Below are 18,337 nucleotides of genomic sequence, written 5' to 3'. Positions count from 1 at the left end.
GGGCCGCTCGGCGCCACCCTTTTTGCGACGCTGCACTACAAATTGAATGCGATCCCTGCAGACGATCACCCGGTGATGGGCACAGAGGCAGGTGACGACGCCAGAGTAGGCGTCGGAGGTTTCTTGGTGGCTGCCAGAAGTGGTTGGCTTCAAAGTGCGCGCCGCTATCGCTTGGCGTTCACTCTGGCCCGGTAACTGCTCGTTCAAGTCCCGGGCCAATGATTGGCCGAGCACTCTTACGCCGCTTCGCCGGTACGGCTTTCGAGCCATTCTGCTATGTCGGAGGCGCGCCAGCCGACAGCCCGCTTGCCCAATCTGACTGGTTTCGGAAACGTTGCGTCGGCCATCATCGCATAGATGGTGGAGCGCGATAGGCCTGTCGTATGTTCAACTTCAGGGCGTCTTAGAATTCGGGTTTTCATTGTACCACTTTCTGCTCAGGCGCTAAAAAAAATTTGCTTACCGCCCTCGATTGCGCGAGAAAGAGGCAGGATTAGGAGAGTCGCATTTCCATCCTACCTCGGTCACCCTTGGCGACTGCAATCGCTTGGGGTGACCACAACAGCTTGTCTCGATCCTTTCTGTTGCTACTAGGTATGCTGAAGCCCAAAGGGGCCTCACGTCAACATCGACATGGGAACAGTCCGAAGATATTTTTTGAAAATCTTTAAGATCAATGGCTTGAAGGCCATTTTTGCGTGCAACCCAAGAAACTCTGTGGATTGTTGTGTGGATGGACTCGTACATATCTGGCGTTATTCACAGACCCGACGGCTGGGATGGTACTCATTTAAAGATGCTATCGTTCTGACCAAAGGAAGTCAGACCACCGCTCCATCATTTCCTGTCGCTTAATGAAAAGGTCGGAGCGCGCATACGCCTGTTCGGCTGCATCCCCCATCTTATGGCCCAACGCCGCTTCCTGAACGTCTCGGGGAAAGTCGGTCTGTTCCTGGCCCCACGTTCGGAACGATGTGCGGAAGCCATGGACGTCCGCGTCGAAGCCAAGCTCCTTCACCAGCTTTGAAAGTGTCATGTCCGAAAGCGGCTTGCCGTGCTTGGTGCCAGGGAACACAAGGTCAGAGCCGTCCGAAAGGTCACGGGCCTCCCGCAGTATCTCCACGGCTCGGCCGCAAAGTGGAACCCTGTGCGGTCTCTTCATCTTCATGCGATCTGCCGGAACCGTCCACGTCGCTGTGGTCGTCTCTGATCCGCCTTCAAGATCAAACTCATCCCATCGCGCCAGGCGCGTCTCACCCGACCTGGTTGCGGTGAGTATCAAGAACTCGAGCGCGAGTTTTGTTGTCGCGCCAGCGCCCGATGCCTTAACCGTCTCAATGCAATCGCGAACCTTGGAGTAGGGTAGGGCCTTGCGGTGAGAGACCGTTCTGGGGTCGCGTGGTAGCGCGAGGGCATCTGATGTTGCGGGATTGTTTAGGCAGTGCCCTTCGGCGATGCCCCACTTAAACACGCTGGATATTCGATAGGTTAGTTTCTTCGCCACGCCGGGCGCTAGCTCGCGGGCTGCGAGAATGGCCTGTCGGATGTCTGCACTCGACACTTCAGAAAGCGCTACGCGACCAAATCGCGGGAACACGTACCGCTCCAACGTCGACAGGAAGGCAGCGCGGTCCTTGGGGTTCTTCCACGTCGGCGCCAGCTCCTTGTGCGTCCTGCGCGCCGCCTCTTCGAAACTAAGCGCGAGATTGTTCTTTCGTTTCTCAGCGAGGGGATCGCCGCCCGAGACCGCTATCCGCTTGTTGTCCAGAGCACGGTCGCGCGCTTCTGCGAGCGTAACGAAGGGTGGACTTCCCAAGCCAATCTCGCGCCGTTTCCCTTGGACCATCAATCGTTGAACCCAAGATCGCGCTCCGGACTTCTTCACCAGGAGGAACAGTCCTGTACCTTTGCCGTCGTGATACTTGCCGGGGGTTTTGACGGAAGCAACGACTGCGGCAGAAAGCGGCTTGGACTTTTTTGAAGTGATGCCTGACACCGAATTCCCCCAATTGTTCCCCCAGTAAGTGGCGGAACATATCGGAATATACAAGGCTCTGTAGGCACCTTAGGGTCAGATAGTGAAAGAATATCAGTATTTTATAGACACGCTCTGGATTTGCTTGGAATATCTAATGGCGCATTCTGGGATCGCCACAAAAATTCAGTAATTTCATTGCGCTCTTGCGATCCCGAGCGTGATTTTAGGTGGTGAACGGTCCACACGACTTGCCGGACCCGTCTTCCGTGCACGATGGAGTCGATGAGGCGGAAGAGTCTCTGGTATAATCAATCTATGGTTTGGCGGCAGCAATAACATCAAAGTCCGATGTTCGCTGGCCTGCACATAGCGGCGCATGTGGGTCTGCTCACAAGTGCGAAGCCTTTTCGCAAGCGATTGCTTAAAGAGCGTTTGACGCTGTCGCTTTGCGTCAGTAGTGCCCGCGCCCGCGCATAAGCGCATCCGCGCGGTTTTGTGCGTTTGTCAGGGCGACCTCGACGCTCTTTGAACCTTGCAGCATGTCGTGGAGCTCGGTTCCGATGATCGTGATGAGATCGGTGATTTCTGGAACGGGGGGGCGGGGCCAGAATTGCAGGATGCCCGAGCGCGCCATACCGTCAACGATAGAGATCAAGGGCGAAATGCGCCGCACGTCGGGATCCATGCTGACGCTGAAGCGTGGCGAAACAAGGCTGCCGTTCTCGATGTAAAGCTTGATGCTTTCGGGGGAAGTCAGCAGCCGCATGGCGTCCCAGACAGCCGCGACGCGGTCGGGTGCGATATTGGACGGGATCGCGAGGGCGTAGCCTCCGACGGGTGCGAGGGGCTTGCCTCCCGGGCCGTAGGGATGGGGCAGGAAATCAGTCACACCATAGGCAGGCGATGCTTTGTTCAGCTCGAACAATGGTGCCAGAAGCGTGGCGCAATAGGCCATTGCGACTTCGCCGTCCGCGTAGGCGCGCGCGCGCTCGTACCAGGACATCGACAGGATCGAGACGGGCGAGAAATCCAGGAGTTCGCGGAGGTATTCGGCCGTCGCGACGGCTTCGTCCGATTGCAGCGCCGGGCGCAGGTTTTCGCCTTCGGACCACTCGGCATCGTAGCCGGTGTCGGTCTTTTCAAGATTTAGGAATGGGCGACCCATAGCGCCCATGACGAACATGAAGGTGTGGCCTAGCGGCGTTCCCCGCGCGGCGTTCCAGGCGATGCCAGAGCGTCCTTGTGCACGGCTATGCAGTTTGCGCGCGGTTTCCAGTGTGTCCGAGATTGTGAAGGGCACGCCAATTCCTGCGGTGTCGCAAAGATCGCGTCTGACGCAGAGCAATTCGGGCGTCGTTTGCACGGGGAGGCCGTATTGTTCACCACGGTGGCGGGCCGATGCCAGCGCGACTTCGTGGAAATCGGCGAGATCGACCTTGTCGTCGGACAAGAGGCCATCGATGGGCATCAGGATCTTCTTTTCGGCCAGTTCGCCGAACCAGGGCAGATCACAGGCGATGATGTCGTAGCGGGACGATTTGCGCGTTGCATTGGACAGGATTTCCTGTCGCAAGCGATCAATCGACAAGGCACGGCTGTCGATGCCCGTGCCAAAGAGGGCTTCAAACTGACGCTTCAACACGTTCATGGCAAGGAAAGTCGGGTCGGCATGGACAAGAACGCGCAAGTTGTTTTGCAGGTTAAGCTTGGATTGCAGCGGGGTGGGCGGAGGGATCGTGCCGCTATCGCCGTAGGAGGAACCGAAGAAATAGTCGCTCATGCCGCCGCGCCCGGCGCCCTCAAGCCCAAGTGTCGAGCCGATTGCACCGCGAACACGCCGGGCGTACTCCTGCCATTCGCCAATCAGTTTTTCAGTCGGGTGAAGCGAGAAGCTCTTTCCGGTTTGTGTCCGGGGTCGCCGAATTAGAAGGCCGCGTTCTTCGATCGAGTTGATCGCCCTTATCGCAGTGCCGTATCCCAGACCGCTGGCGTTTGCCAGAAAGCTGGTCGTGGTCATCTTGCCCTTGAGGTGATTGCGCAGAAGGGTGGTGATCAATCTGGTTTCGTCATAGCCGGACCTGAGGCTGAGCACTTGGTCGGCCTCATTTCCGAGGGCTTCGATGAAGTCCAGAAATCGCGAGAACTCCTCGCCGGAAATGCTTTTGGGCAGCGGCGTGCGACTGCCTTCGAATGGACCCTCCGGTCGCGCTCTGGCTCGTCCCTTTTGAAGGCTCATCAGGTCTCACATCGTTTTGGCAAAAACCCCCAAAAGGATAGTCTCTCCCGGTTGCGTCCACGGAGAGACTACGCCTGATGGGATCGGCTTACCAGTTTCGTCCGACTATCCCGATGGCCTTCGCAAGCCGGCGATCTTGTCGGACAAAATCCTTCGTCGTCGGTCCACGTCATCGAGAAGCTGGCCTCTCCGTTGTCGTTCCTCAAAGACGCGACTGCCCGTCTGGAACATGATCACGACCAGAAGCAGAATGCCGAGGTAAAGCTGGACCATGAACGAGGGCGTCACGTTAAACACCAGCCCGGTGTTGAGGAAGTTGACGGTCAGCGTTCCGATGGCGGCGCCGATGACGCCGCCTTTGCCCCCGAGGATCGACACGCCGCCGATAAATGCGGCAACGGTTCCGGCCAGCAACAGGTATTGCAGTCCAAGCGCTTGCGCCGTGCCCGAGCGCAGCCCGATGATAACGCCGCCAAGCCCGGCGCAGAAGCCCGAAATGGCAAAGACGATGATCATCGGACGTTGCAGCGAGACGCCCGAGGCCAGCGCCTCTTTGCGCGCTCCACCAATCGCATAGATCTCGCGGCCATAGCGGGTGAAGGCCATGAACAGGCCCACAGCCACGAACATCGCGATGACCAGAAGCGAGGCGGGCGAGAAGTAGCCGAGCATCTTGGTCGAGATGAAGTCGGGAATACGGAAGTCAGTCAGCATCACGGTTTTTTCTTCCGCCGCAAACAGCGCCACACCGCGCAGCAGCATCAACGTGCCGACGGTCAGGACGATGGCGCGGATGCGCAGGTAGGCGATGAAGTAGCCCTGAATAGCCCCGATCGAAGTCGAGATCACCAGCGCAAACAGCAGCGCATTTATCGCTCCCCAGTCATCGGTGAAGCGCACCGTGACGACGGCGGCCAGGGCCGCATTCGATCCGATGGAGAGATCGATCTCGCCAGCGATGATGCACAGCGTCAGCGCCAGACCGACCAGCCCCAGAACCGCGAACCGCTCCATGATAGCAAAGCCCGTGCGGTGCGTGAAAAAGAGCGGCTCGGTGATTGCGAAGAACGTGTAGACGCTGACGGACAGCAGGATCGCGAAGCTAAGGTCGGGGTTTTCTGTCACCCAGTTCTTTAGTCGTTCCATGAGGGGCTCCTATTCCACAGCTCGGCTGCCGCGACGGACAAGCGCAAAAACGATGATGGAAAACACGATCATCAGGCCGACAGCAAGGACGCGCGCGCCCGAGTTGAAGCCGTTCAGGACCATCATGTTGTCGATACTTGAGATGAAGATCGCACCAAGTGAAGTGCGCAGGGTCGAGCCGTAGCCTCCCATGATCGAATTGCCGCCTACCATAACGATCGCGATCACCATGATCGTCATATCGCCCGACGAGCCGAATTCGGAGGAGAAGTAGTTGACGTGCGCAGACGACACCTGACCCGAGAAGGCAACGGCCACGAAGGCCGCGCAGACACTGGCGATGATGCAGCATTTGATCGCCATGCCGAAGTTTTCGTGACCGGTGGCGCGGCCCGCAGCGCGATTGGCGCCGACAAGATAAACCTGACGCCCGAAGGTTGTGTATCTGAGTACCAGTTCGGCCACGACCGCGATGATCACGAAGGCTACGGTGATGTTCGGGATATCGCCGATGAACGAACCAGTCCCAAGCCATTCGGCTCCGTGGGGGCGGCGGTAGCTGACGACGAGATTATCCGACCACCACGACCCGATCCCGAAGAAAAGGCCCGCAGCTCCCAGTGTGACAACGATGGGATTTCCGCCAAGACCGATCAGCGCGCCCTGCAGCGCCCCGGCAATGGTGGCGATGATCATCGTCGCAGTGAAAGCCACAAGGAAGGTCATGAACAAGGACCAGCTTGTCGGGTCCGCGTCGATCGTACCCCACTGGTTCCAGTCCGCACTCATCAGCGTGGCAAAGCAAATGATTGAAAGTGCGGCGATTTCTTTCATGGACAATAGGAAGAAGTTGCCGCTGAGAGTCACGAAGGTCAGGCCGATTGCCATGATGCCGACGAGAGCGGCGTCGCGGATGATTGTCTTGACGTTGAACCATGTCAGGAAGTCGTCCGTGAAGGCCGCGCCTGCGACGAACACCAGCAGAAACAACCCGACCATTCCGATCACCAGTGGCGAATAATCCCGCCGGATACGCTGGACGAGGTTCGGCGTTTCGCCTGTGGATGCGGTTACATCGGTCATGATGCTTTCTCCGAGACTGCGATACCTGCTTCGTGGAACGGGTCGGTGATCTGTTCGAGAATGTTTGCCGAGGTCATATCCTCAAGGTGCAACTCCCCGATCTGCACGCCGCGATAAAAGCTGACGATCCGGTCGGGCAGGTTTGTGATCTCCTGAATATCGGTCGAGGCGACGACAATCGCGGCACCGTTGTCCGCCAGATCACGCAGGATCTGATAGATCTCGGCCCGCGCGCCGACATCGACGCCGCGTGTCGGTTCGTTCACGAGGATCACGCCGGGCGAGATCGACAGCCATTTCCCAAGGGCGACCTTTTGCTGGTTGCCGCCCGACAGTACGCCGGCTTCCTGGGGCAGGCGTTTGGGGTCGACTGTGAACTTGACGGCGTTCTCGGTTGTGGTGCGCAACTCGCGCTGACCGCTGAGAATGCCTTTGGCTGATATTGTCTTAAGAGAAGGCGATGACATGTTTTCCATGATCGGCCGTCCGAGGAAGAGTCCGTCGTGTTTCCGGTCTTCCGAGCAATAGGCGATACCACGGCTGATCGCGTCCTTGGGACGCGTGGGCAGGAAGGTCTCGCCCTTATAATTCAGTGATCCGCCTCGGGTCTTGGTTGAACCCGCCATAGCGCCGAGAATTTCGGAAGTGCCCGAGCCGAGCTGTCCGGCAAGGCCGAGGATTTCTCCGGGATAGACGTCAAAGCTGATCGGCTCGACGATGCCGTCGGGCCAAAGATCGCGGACTTTCAGGACGGGTGCGTTGCGGGTGATAGGTTTGCGCGCCGGATACATATCGCCAAGCTCGAAACCGAGCATCAGTTCGACGAGGCTGTTTACATCCATCGCTGCGGCGGCGCGAGGGGCCTGGCTTTCTCCATCCCGCAGGACAGTGATCCGGTCGCAAATCTTGAAGATCTCGTCCATGCGATGGCTGACGTAGATGATCGATTTTCCACGGTCTTTCAGGCGTTTGACCATTTCGAGAATACGAATCGAGTCGGTTTCGCCCAGCGCGGCGGTGGGCTCATCCAGAATGAGGACCTGTGGGTTGTGGGCAATCAGTCTGGCGACTTCAACCAAATGCTGTTCGCCGACCGACAGGCGGTTCGTGGCGCGAAGTGGATTGACGTGGCCAAGTCCAACTTCTTCCAGAAAGGGTTTGGCCATTGCGGCTAGGCGGCTTTTTGAGGCGAGCAGCGGCACGCCGTCTCCGGCAAGAAAAATGTTCTCGGCCACGTTCATCGTGGGAATGAGGCTGAGTTCCTGTTGAGCAATGGCGATGCCGACCTGTTCGGCAGCGGTGGGCGATTTGAAGTGACGCGCTTCACCATCGTAGAAGTATTCGCCGCTGAAGCCGGGGTCGAAACCGCCGATGATCTTGACCATGGTCGATTTCCCGGCACCGTTTTCGCCGACCAATCCCATGACCTCGCCGCGTCCGACTTCGAAACTTGCGCCTTTCAGCGCCTGGATCGCACCGTAATGACGGCTGATGTTTGTGAGCTTTAACAGCGGTTGATCCGCCATGCTCCCCTCCCTGATCCATTATGGATATTCTTTTGATTAGCATGAAAGGGCGCCCGAATGTCGGGCGCCCTCCGCAATTTTCAGGAGTTAGCCGCCCCAGGCGCCCGAGCAGAGCTCGTCAATGCCGTAGAGCTTGCCGTCAAAGCCGCGCAAGGCAACCGTTTCCATGTTGATCGCTGTTACCGCAGGGTTTGGCGTGAAGTTGATGTAGTTCTCCAACTCGCCCGTCTCGAGGTATTCCTCGACCATCTTGATGGCCAACTGACCCTCGTGCAGCGGTGACTGCAAAGTGGTGCCGAACTGCTTGCCTTCTTCGATCAACTGCTTGTCGCCGTTACAGACGGTGCCGACGGCGATGACGTCTTCACCCATCGCGTAACCTGCTTCTTCAAGCGCCCGGATGCCACCAGTCAGGATCGCGTCGTCCATACCGTAGACGAAGTGAATGCCCTCATCGCGCAGCGACGCAATTGCTTTTGCCGCACCGCTATAGCCGTTGGCTTGGCCGAAGCCTTCGTCAACGTCGCCGATGATGGTCAGGTCAGAGCCTGCAATGGCTTCCTGGAAAGCGTTGATGGAAAGGCCATACCCGCCATAGCTGTGGGGGTAGGACAGGACCAGGACGTTGAAGCCTTCGCCGCCTGCAGCTTTTTTCGCCGCTGCGGCTTCACGCATCATGTATCCGGCGTTGCGGGCGCGCAGACGGTCGTCAGGTCCTGCATAGCCAAAGATATACTGCCGGTCCTGATCGTTTGGCAGCTGGTTGATCTTGAGAACCGGCACGCCGGTTTTGGACAGAGCGCGCAGCGAGCCTAGACCCGCAACGGCATCGGATGGCCACCAGATGAAGACATCCGGCAGAACGCCTGCGGCCAGCACCTGCTGAACTTGCTGGTCCTGCTCGGCCTGGTTGAACTGGTTTTCAAAAACCTGAATATCAAAGCCCTTTAGCTCGGCTGTATCCTTGATGCCCTTGATGAACCGGCCGATGTAGGCTTCGCCCGCCGGCCCGTTGAATGAAACGATTGATGGTTTGTCTTGCGCGAATGACGCAGTTGCCACAGCCGCAACGGCCAAGGCTCCGGCCAACATGCTGCGCATGGTTTGTCCCAAGTACGACATAGTTTCCTCCCTAGAGTTTTTAGACGATGTGTATTCGTCTTTCGCACCGTCTCAAATATTAGCAGACGCTTGGTCTTTGATTTCGTCCATTTTAGACAAATTTGGTCCGGAATGGACGAAAAGCCGCTGTGGTTCGCTCTTCTGCTGCGTCAGCGTGGTCAAAATAAACACGACTGCGCTCTGGGAGGAAGCACCATGGACAAACAACGGCTTGCCGGAAAGAACATCATGATAACCGGCGCGGCACAAGGAATGGGTGCCGCCAATGCAAAGTATTTTGCCGCTCAGGGTGCCAACGTCTGTATTGGCGACGTGAACTTCGAAGGTGTCGAGGGTGTTGCCGAAGAGATCAATTCTGCCGGTGTCGGAAGGGCCGTTGCGGTCAAGATGGACGTCACAAGCCGCGCCGACAATGCCGCCGCAGTCGCCGCTACGGTGGATGCTTTCGGCTCGATCAACGTCGCACTCTTGAATGCCGGAGTGAACAAGCCGCGCATGTTCATGGATATCGACGAAGATAACTGGGACATGATTATGAACATCAACGCCAAGGGTGTCTTGCTTGGTATGCAGGAGGCCGCGCGGGCTATGATCGCGCAAGGCCCGATGGAAGATCATCCCTACAAGATCATTCCTGTCGGTTCGATCCTTTCACGGACTGCTTTCCTCGATGTCGTTCCCTATAGCTGCTCGAAATACGCGGTTCTGGCGATGATCATCGGCGGCGCAAAGGCACTTTGGGAGCACAAGATCACGGTCAATGGCTATGGTCCGGGCGTGGTGAACACCGAACTTTGGAAGCAGCTGGACAAAGACTTGGTCGATATCGGCATGTTTGAAGAAGAAGGTCAGTCGCTGGAAACGCTGCGCGAGAAAATGATTCTGATGAAGCAGCTTTCGACAGCCGATGACGTCAAGGGAACGGCTGCGTTCCTGTGCTCGGACGAGAGTGACTACATGACCGGGCAGCTCATCATGATAGATGGTGGCATCGTCATGCAGTGACCGAGGCTCCGCGCCTTTCAGGGAGCGGGTCGTTTCTCCAGGTAGTCCGGCCTCAGGCCCGGATTGCCGACAAGCCGGTCCGATGCGAGCAAAAAAACACGCATCGGCTGGCCCTCACACAAAAGGATTTTCGAAATGGGTGCCTTGACGCCAAATGTTCTGACCCCGCAAGATCTTGAGCCGAACTGGCGCTGGGAAAACAAGCTTCCGGCATGGGGTCACACTTCGGTCGATTTCGAGCGTCGTGTCGATCATGATCGCTTGCGCCGGTATCGGCTCAGCCGCACGCGCGAGGCGCTCAAGAACTCGCCTGCCGGGACGCTTTTGTTGTTTGATGTGAACAACATCCGATACGTCTCGGCCACGAAGATCGGTGAGTGGGAGAGGGACAAGATGTGCCGCTTCTGCCTTTTGACGGGTGACGACAGTCCTTACGTCTGGGATTTTGGATCGGCTGCGGTACACCATCAGAAATATTCCGACTGGCTTGAGCCGGATCACTGTCTTGCAGGCGTGGTTGGGATGCGCGGGACGATCCCGCCCGAGTTTGGCTTGATGAAGAAGTACGCCAAACAGATCGCGGGTCTGATCCGGGACGCCGGGATGGGCGATATGCCGGTTGGCCTGGACTATGCCGAAACAGCGATGTTCCACGCTTTGCAGGAAGAGGGCATCAACGTCATCGACGGGCAGCAGATCATGCTGGCTGCGCGTGAAATCAAGAACTGGGACGAGATCCAGCTTCTGACGCAGGCGGCCAGTATGGTCGATGGTGTCTATCATATGATTTACGAAGAGCTGAAGCCGGGTGTGCGCGAAAACGATATCGTCGCGATGTCCAACAAGATGCTCTATGAAATGGGTTCGGACGACGTTGAGGCGATCAACGCGATTTCGGGCGAGCGTTGTAACCCGCATCCGCATAATTTCACCGACCGGCTGATCCGTCCGGGCGATCAAGCGTTCTTCGATATTCTGCAGAGTTATCAGGGGTATAGGACTTGTTACTATCGAACGTTCAATGTCGGCCGTGCGACTCCGTCGCAGAACGATGCCTATGTGAAGGCGCGTGAATGGCTGGAGGCGTCGATCGAGATGATCAAGCCCGGCGTATCGACGGACAAGGTCGCCGAGGTCTGGCCGACAGCTCAAAGCCTCGGGTTCCCGAGCGAAGATGCGGCCTTTGGTTTGCAGTTTGGGCATGGGCTTGGTTTGGCTTTGCACGAGCGGCCCATCATTAGTCGCGCTGTCAGCATGGATCATCCGATGGAAATTCAGACAGGAATGGTGTTCGCGCTGGAAACCTATTGTCCGGCGAGCGACGGGTATTCGGCCGCGCGGATCGAAGAAGAAGTGGTCGTAACGGACACGGGCTGCGAAGTGATCAGCCTGTTCCCCGCCGAAGAATTGCCAATCGCGAACCGTTACTAATCGCGGCGGGATCAGCCTGCCTTGCGGATACCTCGCAAGCTGGGCTGACCCTCGCTGCCTCGGGAGATCCCAGATGGCTGACGCCAAGACCAACACCGAAGACTATTTGCAGATGTACCGCCAGATGGTGCGTATTCGCGCGTTCGAAGATAACGCCAACCAGTTGTATCTTGATGCCAAGATGCCTGGCCTGACGCACATGTATTCCGGCGAAGAGGCGGTTGCGGTCGGTATTTGCGAAGCGCTTGAGGTGACGGACAAGATCACTTCGACCCACCGTGGCCACGGCCATTGTGTCGCCAAAGGTGCGGCCTTCAAAGAGATGTTCTGTGAACTTCTGGGCAAGGAAGAAGGCTATTGCCGGGGCAAAGGCGGGTCGATGCATATTGCGGATCAGTCCAACGGCAATCTTGGGGCGAATGCGATTGTCGGCGGGTCCATGGGGATCGCGACGGGTTCGGCTTTGCGGGCAAAGATGCAAGGCTCGGATGATGTGACGGTGTGCTTCTTCGGTGATGGGGCGACGGCGCAGGGGTTGATGTATGAGGTCATGAACATGGCCGCGCTTTGGAAGCTGCCGGTCATTTATGCCTGTGAAAACAATGGGTATTCCGAGTACACGAAGACCGACGAGATTGCGGCAGGCGAGATCACCGCCCGTGCAGAAGCCTTCGGGATCGAGGCGCATCAGGTCGATGGGCAGGATGTGCTGGCAGTCAATAAGCTGACGACGGATCTGGTTCAGCGTGCGCGCAAGGGCGAGGGGCCGTTCTTTATCGAATTGATGACCTATCGCTACCACGGACACCACGTGGGCGACATCAATCGCACCTATTACCGAACCAAAGACGAAGAGGCCGAGTGGAAAACCAAGCGTGATCCGATCAAACTGTTCGGAGACTGGTTGACCAGCGAAGGGATCGCCAGCGAGGACGATCTGGCCGCGCTTGGTGAGGGCGTCCGCCAGGAGGCAGCCGATGCGGTGACCTACGCGCTGGCCGCGCCTTACCCCGACGGGTCCGAGGTCGACATGCATGTATTTCTGGAGAAGACCTGATGCGCAGTATAACTCTCAGTCAGGCGGTCAATGAGGCCATTGCAGAAGAAATGCGCCGCGATGAGACGGTATTCCTCATCGGTGAGGACGTGGCCGAAGCCGGAACACCTTTCAAAGTGACCAGCGGATTGGTCGAGGAATTCGGCACGGGGCGGGTGATTGATACTCCGATTGCCGAACAGGGTTTCATGGGGCTGGCTGTCGGGGCGGCGATGACGGGCGCGCGCCCGATCGTGGATCTTATGTTCGGGGATTTCCTGTTTCTGGTTATGGATCAGCTCTGTAATCAGGCGGCCAAGACCCACTACATGTCCGGAGGCAAATTGAATGTGCCGCTTGTTCTGCGCACCAATCTCGGTGCGACGCGGCGCTCGGCGGCGCAGCACAGTCAGTCGCTTCATGCCCTTGTGGCGCATATTCCAGGGCTGAAAGTCGCTATGCCGTCTTCGGCCTATGAGGCCAAGGGGTTGATGAAGACCGCAATCCGCGATGACAATCCGGTTGTGATCTTCGAAGACAAACTGATGTATCAGGACAAGGCCGAGGTGCCCGAGGATGAGTATCTCATCCCCTTCGGAGAGGCAAAGGTGCTGCGCGAGGGGCGCGACGTGACGCTGATCGGCACGTCCTCAATGCGGCAGGTTTGCGAAGCCGCGGCGGCAATGCTTGAGGCCGATGGCATTAGTGCCGAGGTGATTGATCCGCGCACGATTTCGCCGCTGGATGAAGCCACGATCCTTGGAAGCGTTAAGAAAACGACGCGCGCGATTGTTGTCGACGAGGGGCACCAGAATTTCGGCACGACGGCCGAGATCGCCGCGCGGATCAGCGAAAAGGCGTTCTATCACCTTGACGCACCGGTGATCCGCATGGGGGCGATGGATGTGCCTATTCCGTTTAGCCCGGCGCTAGAAGATTTGACGGTGCCAACTGCCGAGAAAGTTGCCGAGAATGCGCGTCGTCTGGTAGCAGGGGAGCTGATCCATGCCCTCTGAAGTCAAGATGCCCCAGCTTGGAATGAACCAGGACAGCGCCGTAATCGTTGCCTGGTTGAAGGCGTCAGGCGACAAGGTCACTCGCGGTGAGCCGATCTTTGAGGTCGAAACCGACAAGGCGACGATGGAGGTCGAAGCGACGAGCGACGGATATCTCGCCGGTATCCGCGCAGAAGAGGGTGCGGACATTCCGGTTGGGGATATTATCGCGATGATCGTAGAGACCGCGGATGAGGTGGCGGAACATGCCTCCGCGTCCGTTGAGACGACCGAGACGTCCAAGAGTGCCGAGGGCGAGGTTGAGCCTGAAGCCAAGCCCGAGCCGGAGGCGGCGGTGACGAAGACCGAGGAGACGGTGCCAAATGAGTCTGTCGAAACGCCTGCGGCGGCCCCGCGCGCCACGTCGGGGCCGGTTCTGGCCTCGCCACTGGCCAAGCGACTGGCCAAGGAGCGTGGTGTCGATCTGGCAGCCTTGCGTGCCAGTGGTTTGCCCGAGCCGATCCATGCCGCCGACCTGTCACGCTCTGTGGCGGGCGGACAGTCTCAACTGAGCGCGCGGGTCGTCGCAGACGCCTTGGCGGCGCTTCTTCAACGCTCGCAAAACGCGGATCGCACAACGCTGTTGGCGGCCTTCACAGCCGGGGCGTGGCGTCAGGTGTTCGATACTGTCGACGTCACAATTGCCATTCGTGGACTTGACGGAGCGACTGCTCAATATCCCGCACCTCGCGATGGTGAAACTGGCACAGCGGCGGCGATCTCGCTGGTCGATCTTTGCGACACGCGCCTACAGGCCTATGCGCCAGCAGGTGGCGGGATCACGATTTCGGTCGGCGAAGGCGATAGCCACTTCGCACTGACGCTATCCTTCAACGAGGCGTCTTTGCCGATGCCACATGCCATCACGCTTCTCGACGCAATCGCGGCACGGGTCGAAGACCCGATCCGCCAACTCATCTGAGAGACCCATGAAAAACCTTAAAAACCAACTTTATATCGGCGGCGAGTGGCGTGACGCCTCGGATGGCGGGACATTTGATGTCCTCAATCCGGCTGACGAAACGGTCCTTTCCACCGTCGCTTCCGGCACGGTCGAGGACGCGATGGCCTGTCTGGATGCCGCCGAAGCCGCTTTCAAGCCCTGGGCCGCGAAAAGCCCGCGCGAGCGGGGTGAAATCCTGCGTCGGGCTTTTGAGCTGTTTACAGACAAACTGGACGAGATTGCGCGGCTTATCACGCTGGAGAACGGCAAGGCAGGGTCCGATGCGATGGGTGAGGCAAAATATGCGGCCGAGTTCTTCCGCTGGTATGCCGAGGAGGCGGTCCGATCGGAAGGGTATCTCGGCATGGCGCCTTCGTCTGGTGCACGGCTCATGGTGCATCAGAAACCGGCTGGAATCGGGGTGTTGGTAACTCCTTGGAACTATCCGGCGGCCATGGGCACCCGCAAAATCGGCCCCGCCCTCGCGGCGGGCTGTCCGGTGGTCCTGAAGCCCGCGTCCGAGACACCTTTGACGATGCTTGCGCTGATGCCAATTCTTGAGGAGGCGGGCGTGCCGCCGGGCGTTGTGAACATTCTTCCGTCGCGGTCCTCGGGCGCGGTTGTCGGCGCGATGCTTGCGGACCCGCGTGTGCGGGTGGTCAGCTTTACCGGGTCGACTGAGGTCGGACGCAAGTTGTTGCACGCAGCGGCTGACAACGTTGTGAAACCGGCCATGGAGTTGGGTGGCAACGCGCCGTTCATTGTCTGCAAGGACGCCGATATCGAAGCGGCGGCGGATGGTTTGATGGTCGCTAAAATGCGCAATTTGGGCGAGGCCTGCACGGCGGCGAACAGGATCTACGTGCACCGGGATGTAGAGGCGCCTTTCGTCGAGGCTTTCACCGCAAAGATGGCGGCGCTCAAGATCGGGAATGGTCTGGATGAAAGCGTCGATGTCGGCGCGCTTGTGAATGCCGAAACCCGCGACAAGGTCGATTTCTTCGTCCGTGACGCGGTCGACAAGGGGGCCACGTTGCGCCTTGGCGGGACGCGCCCGAACGGCCCGGGGTATTTCTACCCGCCGACGGTTTTGACAGGCGTGCCCGACGATGCCGCCTGTTTGCGCGACGAGATTTTCGGGCCGGTTGCGGCTTTGCAGACCTTTGAGGATGAAGACGAGGTTATCGCGCGGGCCAATCACACCGAATACGGTCTGGTGGCTTATCTTTACACCGCCGACATGGCGCGCGGGATGGGACTTGCCGAACGGCTTGAGTTCGGAATGGTCGGATTGAACCGGGGACTTGTGTCCGATCCGGCCGCGCCTTTCGGAGGCGTAAAGCAATCCGGTCTGGGCCGCGAAGGCGGCAAGGAAGGCATGCTGGAATTTCAGGAAACCCAATATATATCGACCGAGTGGTAGGTATGGCCGCGATTGCCAGTCCATCCGTTCGTAAGCTGGCCGCGGACCGTGGCGTGGATATCGACGCGCTGGCGGCTGAACTTGGCCGAGAGACCATCGCGCGCGAGGATGTGCTGGGGCAGACGGCTCCGCGCGGTGGCAGAGCGGTAACTTCTTCGTCCGGTTACTGGGACGTGGATCACGGCGATTGGGGGCCGGTGACTGTCGAGCCGCTGAACAGGATGGCGAAGGTCGCCTCGGCAAATCTGACTGCCGCGCAACAGTTGATCCCTGCCGTCACGCATCATGACAGCGCCGACGTGTCCCGCCTTGAGGCAACGCGCAAGGCATTGAAGGCGGAGGGCATGAGTGTCACCGCGCTGGCGTTTCACGTGGCGGTTCTTGCGCGATGTCTGAGGGAATTTCCTCGATTTAACGCGTCGTTATCGCCGGATGGCGAGTCGCTGATTTTGAAGGGCTATGTTCATATCGGGATCGCCGTCGATACACCGCATGGGCTTGCCGTTCCTGTCTTGCGCGATTCCGACAAGATGCGATTGTCTCAGATCGGCGGTGCAATACGGGACTTGGCGGGGCGTGCGCGGGACCGAAAGCTGAGAGGTCATGAAATGGGCGGAGCGTCGATGACCATCACCAACCTTGGTGGCATCGGTGGCGAGGCCTTCACGCCCATCGTCAACCCGCCCGAGGTCGCAATTCTAGGAATCACCCGAACGGACATTAGACCGGTCTGGGACGGCACGGCGTTCCGCCCGGTGCCAATGACCCCGCTTGATTTGTCGTATGATCATCGCGTCATCAATGGCGCGGATGCGGCAAGGTTTCTTACGCGCTATTGCGAGTTATTGGCGCAACCGGACGATCTGTTGGTGGGCTAGGGGTGCATCAATGCGTTTCTCAAATCCCGCGGGGCGAAACACTGCCGGATCATGGCACGAATCCGGTGATAGCCTTCGCACCGCACCCTCGGCCGAACTGAGTTCCGCACAAAAAACTGTTGCCTCGCTCGAAACGTCCGGGATTGTCCCATAGTCTTCAATTTGCAGCGCGGTACCATGCGACGATAGCGGCCCTGCTTTCAGCATCCATTTCGAAGGCGTTCGGGGGAGGCATGGCGTGGCTTATACCCGCTTGCAGGAAGATCTGGCTGGCGTGGCGCGCAACGTCGCCGTGGGTTTCCAGAACCACGCCCTTGGGTGCCCATCTGATACCATCCCAAACGGGCTCACGCGCGTGGCACATCGAGCAATTGCCAAGGATGACGTCGTATGCCTCGCTGAACCCGGCGGCCGAGGCAAACTTTTCCTCGTAGGGCGTGAGCGCGCGGGCTTCGGCTTCGTCGTATGTGTCGTGCATGTTGGTGGTAGAAAGCCAGGCGATGATGATGAACAGGATCACCGTCACGGCCCAGGTCCAATGCGGGCCTTTTCCGGTTTTGTGCATCGTGTTGAAGTAGTGCCGGATGGTTACGCCGGTGAGGAAGATCAGGCTGGCGATGATCCAGTTGTATTCGGTCGCGAAGGCCAGAGGGTAGTGGTTTGACAGCATAAGGAAGATGACCGGAAGCGTCAGGTAGTTGTTGTGTGTCGAGCGCAGCTTTGCGATTGCGCCGTATTTCGCGTCCGGTGTGCGGCCTTCCTGAAGGTCTTTCACCACGATGCGCTGATTGGGCATGATGATGAAGAAGACGTTGGCCGTCATGATCGTAGCCGTGAACGCACCTAGGTGGAGAAGCGCTGCGCGGCCAGTGAAGACCTGATCATACCCCCATGACATGATGACGAGGATCACGAAGAGCAGAAGCATTAACGCTGTTGGGTGGTCGCGAAGTTTGGATTTGCACATGAAATCATAGGCGATCCATCCGATTGTAAGGGATGCGGCGGAAATCAGGATACCCTGCCAAAGAGCAAGGTCAGCTTTTGTTGGGTCGAGAAGGAAGAGTTCGCCGCCAACCCAGTAAACGATCATCAAAAGGGCCGCCCCGGAGAGCCAGGTCGTGTAGCTCTGCCATTTGTGCCATGTCAGGTGTTCCGGCAGGCGGGCCGGGGCGACGAGGTATTTCGTGGTGTGGTAAAAGCCGCCGCCGTGCACTTCCCATTCTTCGCCGTATGCGCCTTCTGGCATGTCATCCGCGGGCTTCAGCATCAGGTCGAGTGCGATGAAGTAGAACGACGCGCCGATCCAGGCCATCGCGGTGATCACGTGCAACCAGCGGACGGCAAAGCCGATCCAATCCCACATCACAGCGAAGTCATACATGCGTCGTCTCCTTGAGGTCCTGTGCATCACACTAGGCGGACTGCTATTATTCTGCTATTGACCCTAAAAATCTAAGAGCATCAAAAAAATC

Annotated in this window: 16 protein-coding genes; 8 read left to right on the top strand and 8 right to left on the bottom strand. The window is 58.4% G+C overall.

All coding sequences use genetic code 11. The annotated features are described in order from the left end of the window. Positions 1 to 195: hypothetical protein (locus BOA8489_RS20605; protein ID WP_217897939.1), on the top strand; the 195-nt coding region annotated here is incomplete at its 5' end. Between the two features lie 41 nt (positions 196 to 236). Here BOA8489_RS20605 and BOA8489_RS09590 read toward each other — a convergent pair. From BOA8489_RS09590 to BOA8489_RS09560, 7 genes are all read right to left on the bottom strand, one after another. Continuing rightward, positions 237 to 422, bottom strand: coding sequence for a helix-turn-helix transcriptional regulator (locus tag BOA8489_RS09590; RefSeq protein WP_093973797.1), 186 nt, complete (start codon positions 420 to 422; stop codon positions 237 to 239). A 377-nt stretch (positions 423 to 799) separates the two neighbouring features. Further along, the gene (locus BOA8489_RS09585; protein ID WP_093973796.1) at positions 800 to 1,996 is read right to left on the bottom strand and encodes a tyrosine-type recombinase/integrase; all 1,197 of its coding nucleotides are present in this window, start codon (positions 1,994 to 1,996) and stop codon (positions 800 to 802) included. Positions 1,997 to 2,429: 433 nt separating this feature from the next. Next, on the bottom strand, positions 2,430 to 4,214 hold the full coding sequence (locus BOA8489_RS09580; protein WP_093973795.1) for an ABC transporter substrate-binding protein: 1,785 nt from the start codon (positions 4,212 to 4,214) through the stop codon (positions 2,430 to 2,432). Positions 4,215 to 4,319: 105 nt separating this feature from the next. Beyond that, the gene (locus BOA8489_RS09575) at positions 4,320 to 5,360 is read right to left on the bottom strand and encodes an ABC transporter permease (protein ID WP_093973794.1); all 1,041 of its coding nucleotides are present in this window, start codon (positions 5,358 to 5,360) and stop codon (positions 4,320 to 4,322) included. Between the two features lie 9 nt (positions 5,361 to 5,369). Next, the gene (locus tag BOA8489_RS09570) at positions 5,370 to 6,443 is read right to left on the bottom strand and encodes an ABC transporter permease (RefSeq protein WP_093973793.1); all 1,074 of its coding nucleotides are present in this window, start codon (positions 6,441 to 6,443) and stop codon (positions 5,370 to 5,372) included. After that, positions 6,440 to 7,969, bottom strand: a complete 1,530-nt coding sequence (locus tag BOA8489_RS09565; RefSeq protein WP_093973792.1) for a sugar ABC transporter ATP-binding protein — start codon at positions 7,967 to 7,969, stop codon at positions 6,440 to 6,442. The genes BOA8489_RS09570 and BOA8489_RS09565 overlap by 4 nt, the downstream gene beginning before the upstream one ends. Positions 7,970 to 8,056: 87 nt before the next feature. Beyond that, positions 8,057 to 9,091: a sugar ABC transporter substrate-binding protein gene (locus BOA8489_RS09560; RefSeq protein WP_217897938.1), complete on the bottom strand. Its 1,035-nt coding sequence runs from the start codon at positions 9,089 to 9,091 to the stop codon at positions 8,057 to 8,059. 195 nt (positions 9,092 to 9,286) lie between these two features. On the opposite strand from BOA8489_RS09560, the gene BOA8489_RS09555 reads away from it, so the two are divergent. The 7 genes from BOA8489_RS09555 to BOA8489_RS09525 all read left to right on the top strand — a co-directional run bounded on the left by BOA8489_RS09555 (position 9,287) and on the right by BOA8489_RS09525 (position 16,862). Then, a complete protein-coding gene (locus tag BOA8489_RS09555) occupies positions 9,287 to 10,096 on the top strand; it encodes an SDR family NAD(P)-dependent oxidoreductase (RefSeq protein ID WP_093973815.1) in 810 nt (269 codons plus the stop codon). Between the two features lie 135 nt (positions 10,097 to 10,231). Continuing rightward, positions 10,232 to 11,527 carry a M24 family metallopeptidase gene (locus tag BOA8489_RS09550; protein ID WP_093973791.1) on the top strand — a complete coding sequence of 432 codons (1,296 nt, stop codon included), beginning with the start codon at positions 10,232 to 10,234 and terminating at the stop codon, positions 11,525 to 11,527. A gap of 73 nt (positions 11,528 to 11,600) precedes the next feature. Further along, positions 11,601 to 12,584, top strand: coding sequence for a thiamine pyrophosphate-dependent dehydrogenase E1 component subunit alpha (locus tag BOA8489_RS09545; protein WP_093973790.1), 984 nt, complete (start codon positions 11,601 to 11,603; stop codon positions 12,582 to 12,584). Continuing rightward, entirely contained in the window at positions 12,584 to 13,579 is a 996-nt protein-coding gene (locus BOA8489_RS09540; protein ID WP_093973789.1) for an alpha-ketoacid dehydrogenase subunit beta, read from the top strand. Before BOA8489_RS09545 ends, BOA8489_RS09540 begins: the two co-directional genes overlap by 1 nt. Next, positions 13,569 to 14,540: a biotin/lipoyl-containing protein gene (locus tag BOA8489_RS09535; RefSeq protein WP_093973788.1), complete on the top strand. Its 972-nt coding sequence runs from the start codon at positions 13,569 to 13,571 to the stop codon at positions 14,538 to 14,540. Before BOA8489_RS09540 ends, BOA8489_RS09535 begins: the two co-directional genes overlap by 11 nt. A gap of 7 nt (positions 14,541 to 14,547) precedes the next feature. Beyond that, complete coding sequence (locus BOA8489_RS09530) at positions 14,548 to 15,984, top strand: NAD-dependent succinate-semialdehyde dehydrogenase (protein WP_093973787.1); 1,437 nt, start codon at positions 14,548 to 14,550, stop codon at positions 15,982 to 15,984. Between the two features lie 2 nt (positions 15,985 to 15,986). Beyond that, complete coding sequence (locus tag BOA8489_RS09525; RefSeq protein WP_093973786.1) at positions 15,987 to 16,862, top strand: 2-oxo acid dehydrogenase subunit E2; 876 nt, start codon at positions 15,987 to 15,989, stop codon at positions 16,860 to 16,862. A gap of 157 nt (positions 16,863 to 17,019) precedes the next feature. On the opposite strand, the gene BOA8489_RS09520 is transcribed toward BOA8489_RS09525, so the two are convergent. Continuing rightward, on the bottom strand, positions 17,020 to 18,246 hold the full coding sequence (locus tag BOA8489_RS09520; RefSeq protein ID WP_093973785.1) for a urate hydroxylase PuuD: 1,227 nt from the start codon (positions 18,244 to 18,246) through the stop codon (positions 17,020 to 17,022). Between the last annotated feature and the right edge of the window lie 91 nt (positions 18,247 to 18,337).

Source organism: Boseongicola aestuarii, assembly GCF_900184815.1.
Taxonomy (GTDB): Bacteria; Pseudomonadota; Alphaproteobacteria; order Rhodobacterales; family Rhodobacteraceae; genus Boseongicola; species Boseongicola aestuarii.
The sequence above is the reverse complement of the archived record's forward strand: the minus strand, read 5'-3'. Positions and strand labels throughout refer to the sequence as shown.

Coding starts and splice junctions, on each gene's coding strand:
- BOA8489_RS09525 (WP_093973786.1), top strand. CDS start 15,987: ATGGCCGCGATTGCCAGTCCATCCGTTCGTAAGCTGGCCGCGGACCGT.
- BOA8489_RS09520 (WP_093973785.1), bottom strand. CDS start 18,246: ATGTATGACTTCGCTGTGATGTGGGATTGGATCGGCTTTGCCGTCCGC.
- BOA8489_RS09555 (WP_093973815.1), top strand. CDS start 9,287: ATGGACAAACAACGGCTTGCCGGAAAGAACATCATGATAACCGGCGCG.
- BOA8489_RS09535 (WP_093973788.1), top strand. CDS start 13,569: ATGCCCTCTGAAGTCAAGATGCCCCAGCTTGGAATGAACCAGGACAGC.
- BOA8489_RS09590 (WP_093973797.1), bottom strand. CDS start 422: ATGAAAACCCGAATTCTAAGACGCCCTGAAGTTGAACATACGACAGGC.
- BOA8489_RS09580 (WP_093973795.1), bottom strand. CDS start 4,214: ATGAGCCTTCAAAAGGGACGAGCCAGAGCGCGACCGGAGGGTCCATTC.
- BOA8489_RS09570 (WP_093973793.1), bottom strand. CDS start 6,443: ATGACCGATGTAACCGCATCCACAGGCGAAACGCCGAACCTCGTCCAG.
- BOA8489_RS09560 (WP_217897938.1), bottom strand. CDS start 9,091: ATGTCGTACTTGGGACAAACCATGCGCAGCATGTTGGCCGGAGCCTTG.
- BOA8489_RS09575 (WP_093973794.1), bottom strand. CDS start 5,360: ATGGAACGACTAAAGAACTGGGTGACAGAAAACCCCGACCTTAGCTTC.
- BOA8489_RS09550 (WP_093973791.1), top strand. CDS start 10,232: ATGGGTGCCTTGACGCCAAATGTTCTGACCCCGCAAGATCTTGAGCCG.
- BOA8489_RS09565 (WP_093973792.1), bottom strand. CDS start 7,969: ATGGCGGATCAACCGCTGTTAAAGCTCACAAACATCAGCCGTCATTAC.
- BOA8489_RS09545 (WP_093973790.1), top strand. CDS start 11,601: ATGGCTGACGCCAAGACCAACACCGAAGACTATTTGCAGATGTACCGC.
- BOA8489_RS09540 (WP_093973789.1), top strand. CDS start 12,584: ATGCGCAGTATAACTCTCAGTCAGGCGGTCAATGAGGCCATTGCAGAA.
- BOA8489_RS09530 (WP_093973787.1), top strand. CDS start 14,548: ATGAAAAACCTTAAAAACCAACTTTATATCGGCGGCGAGTGGCGTGAC.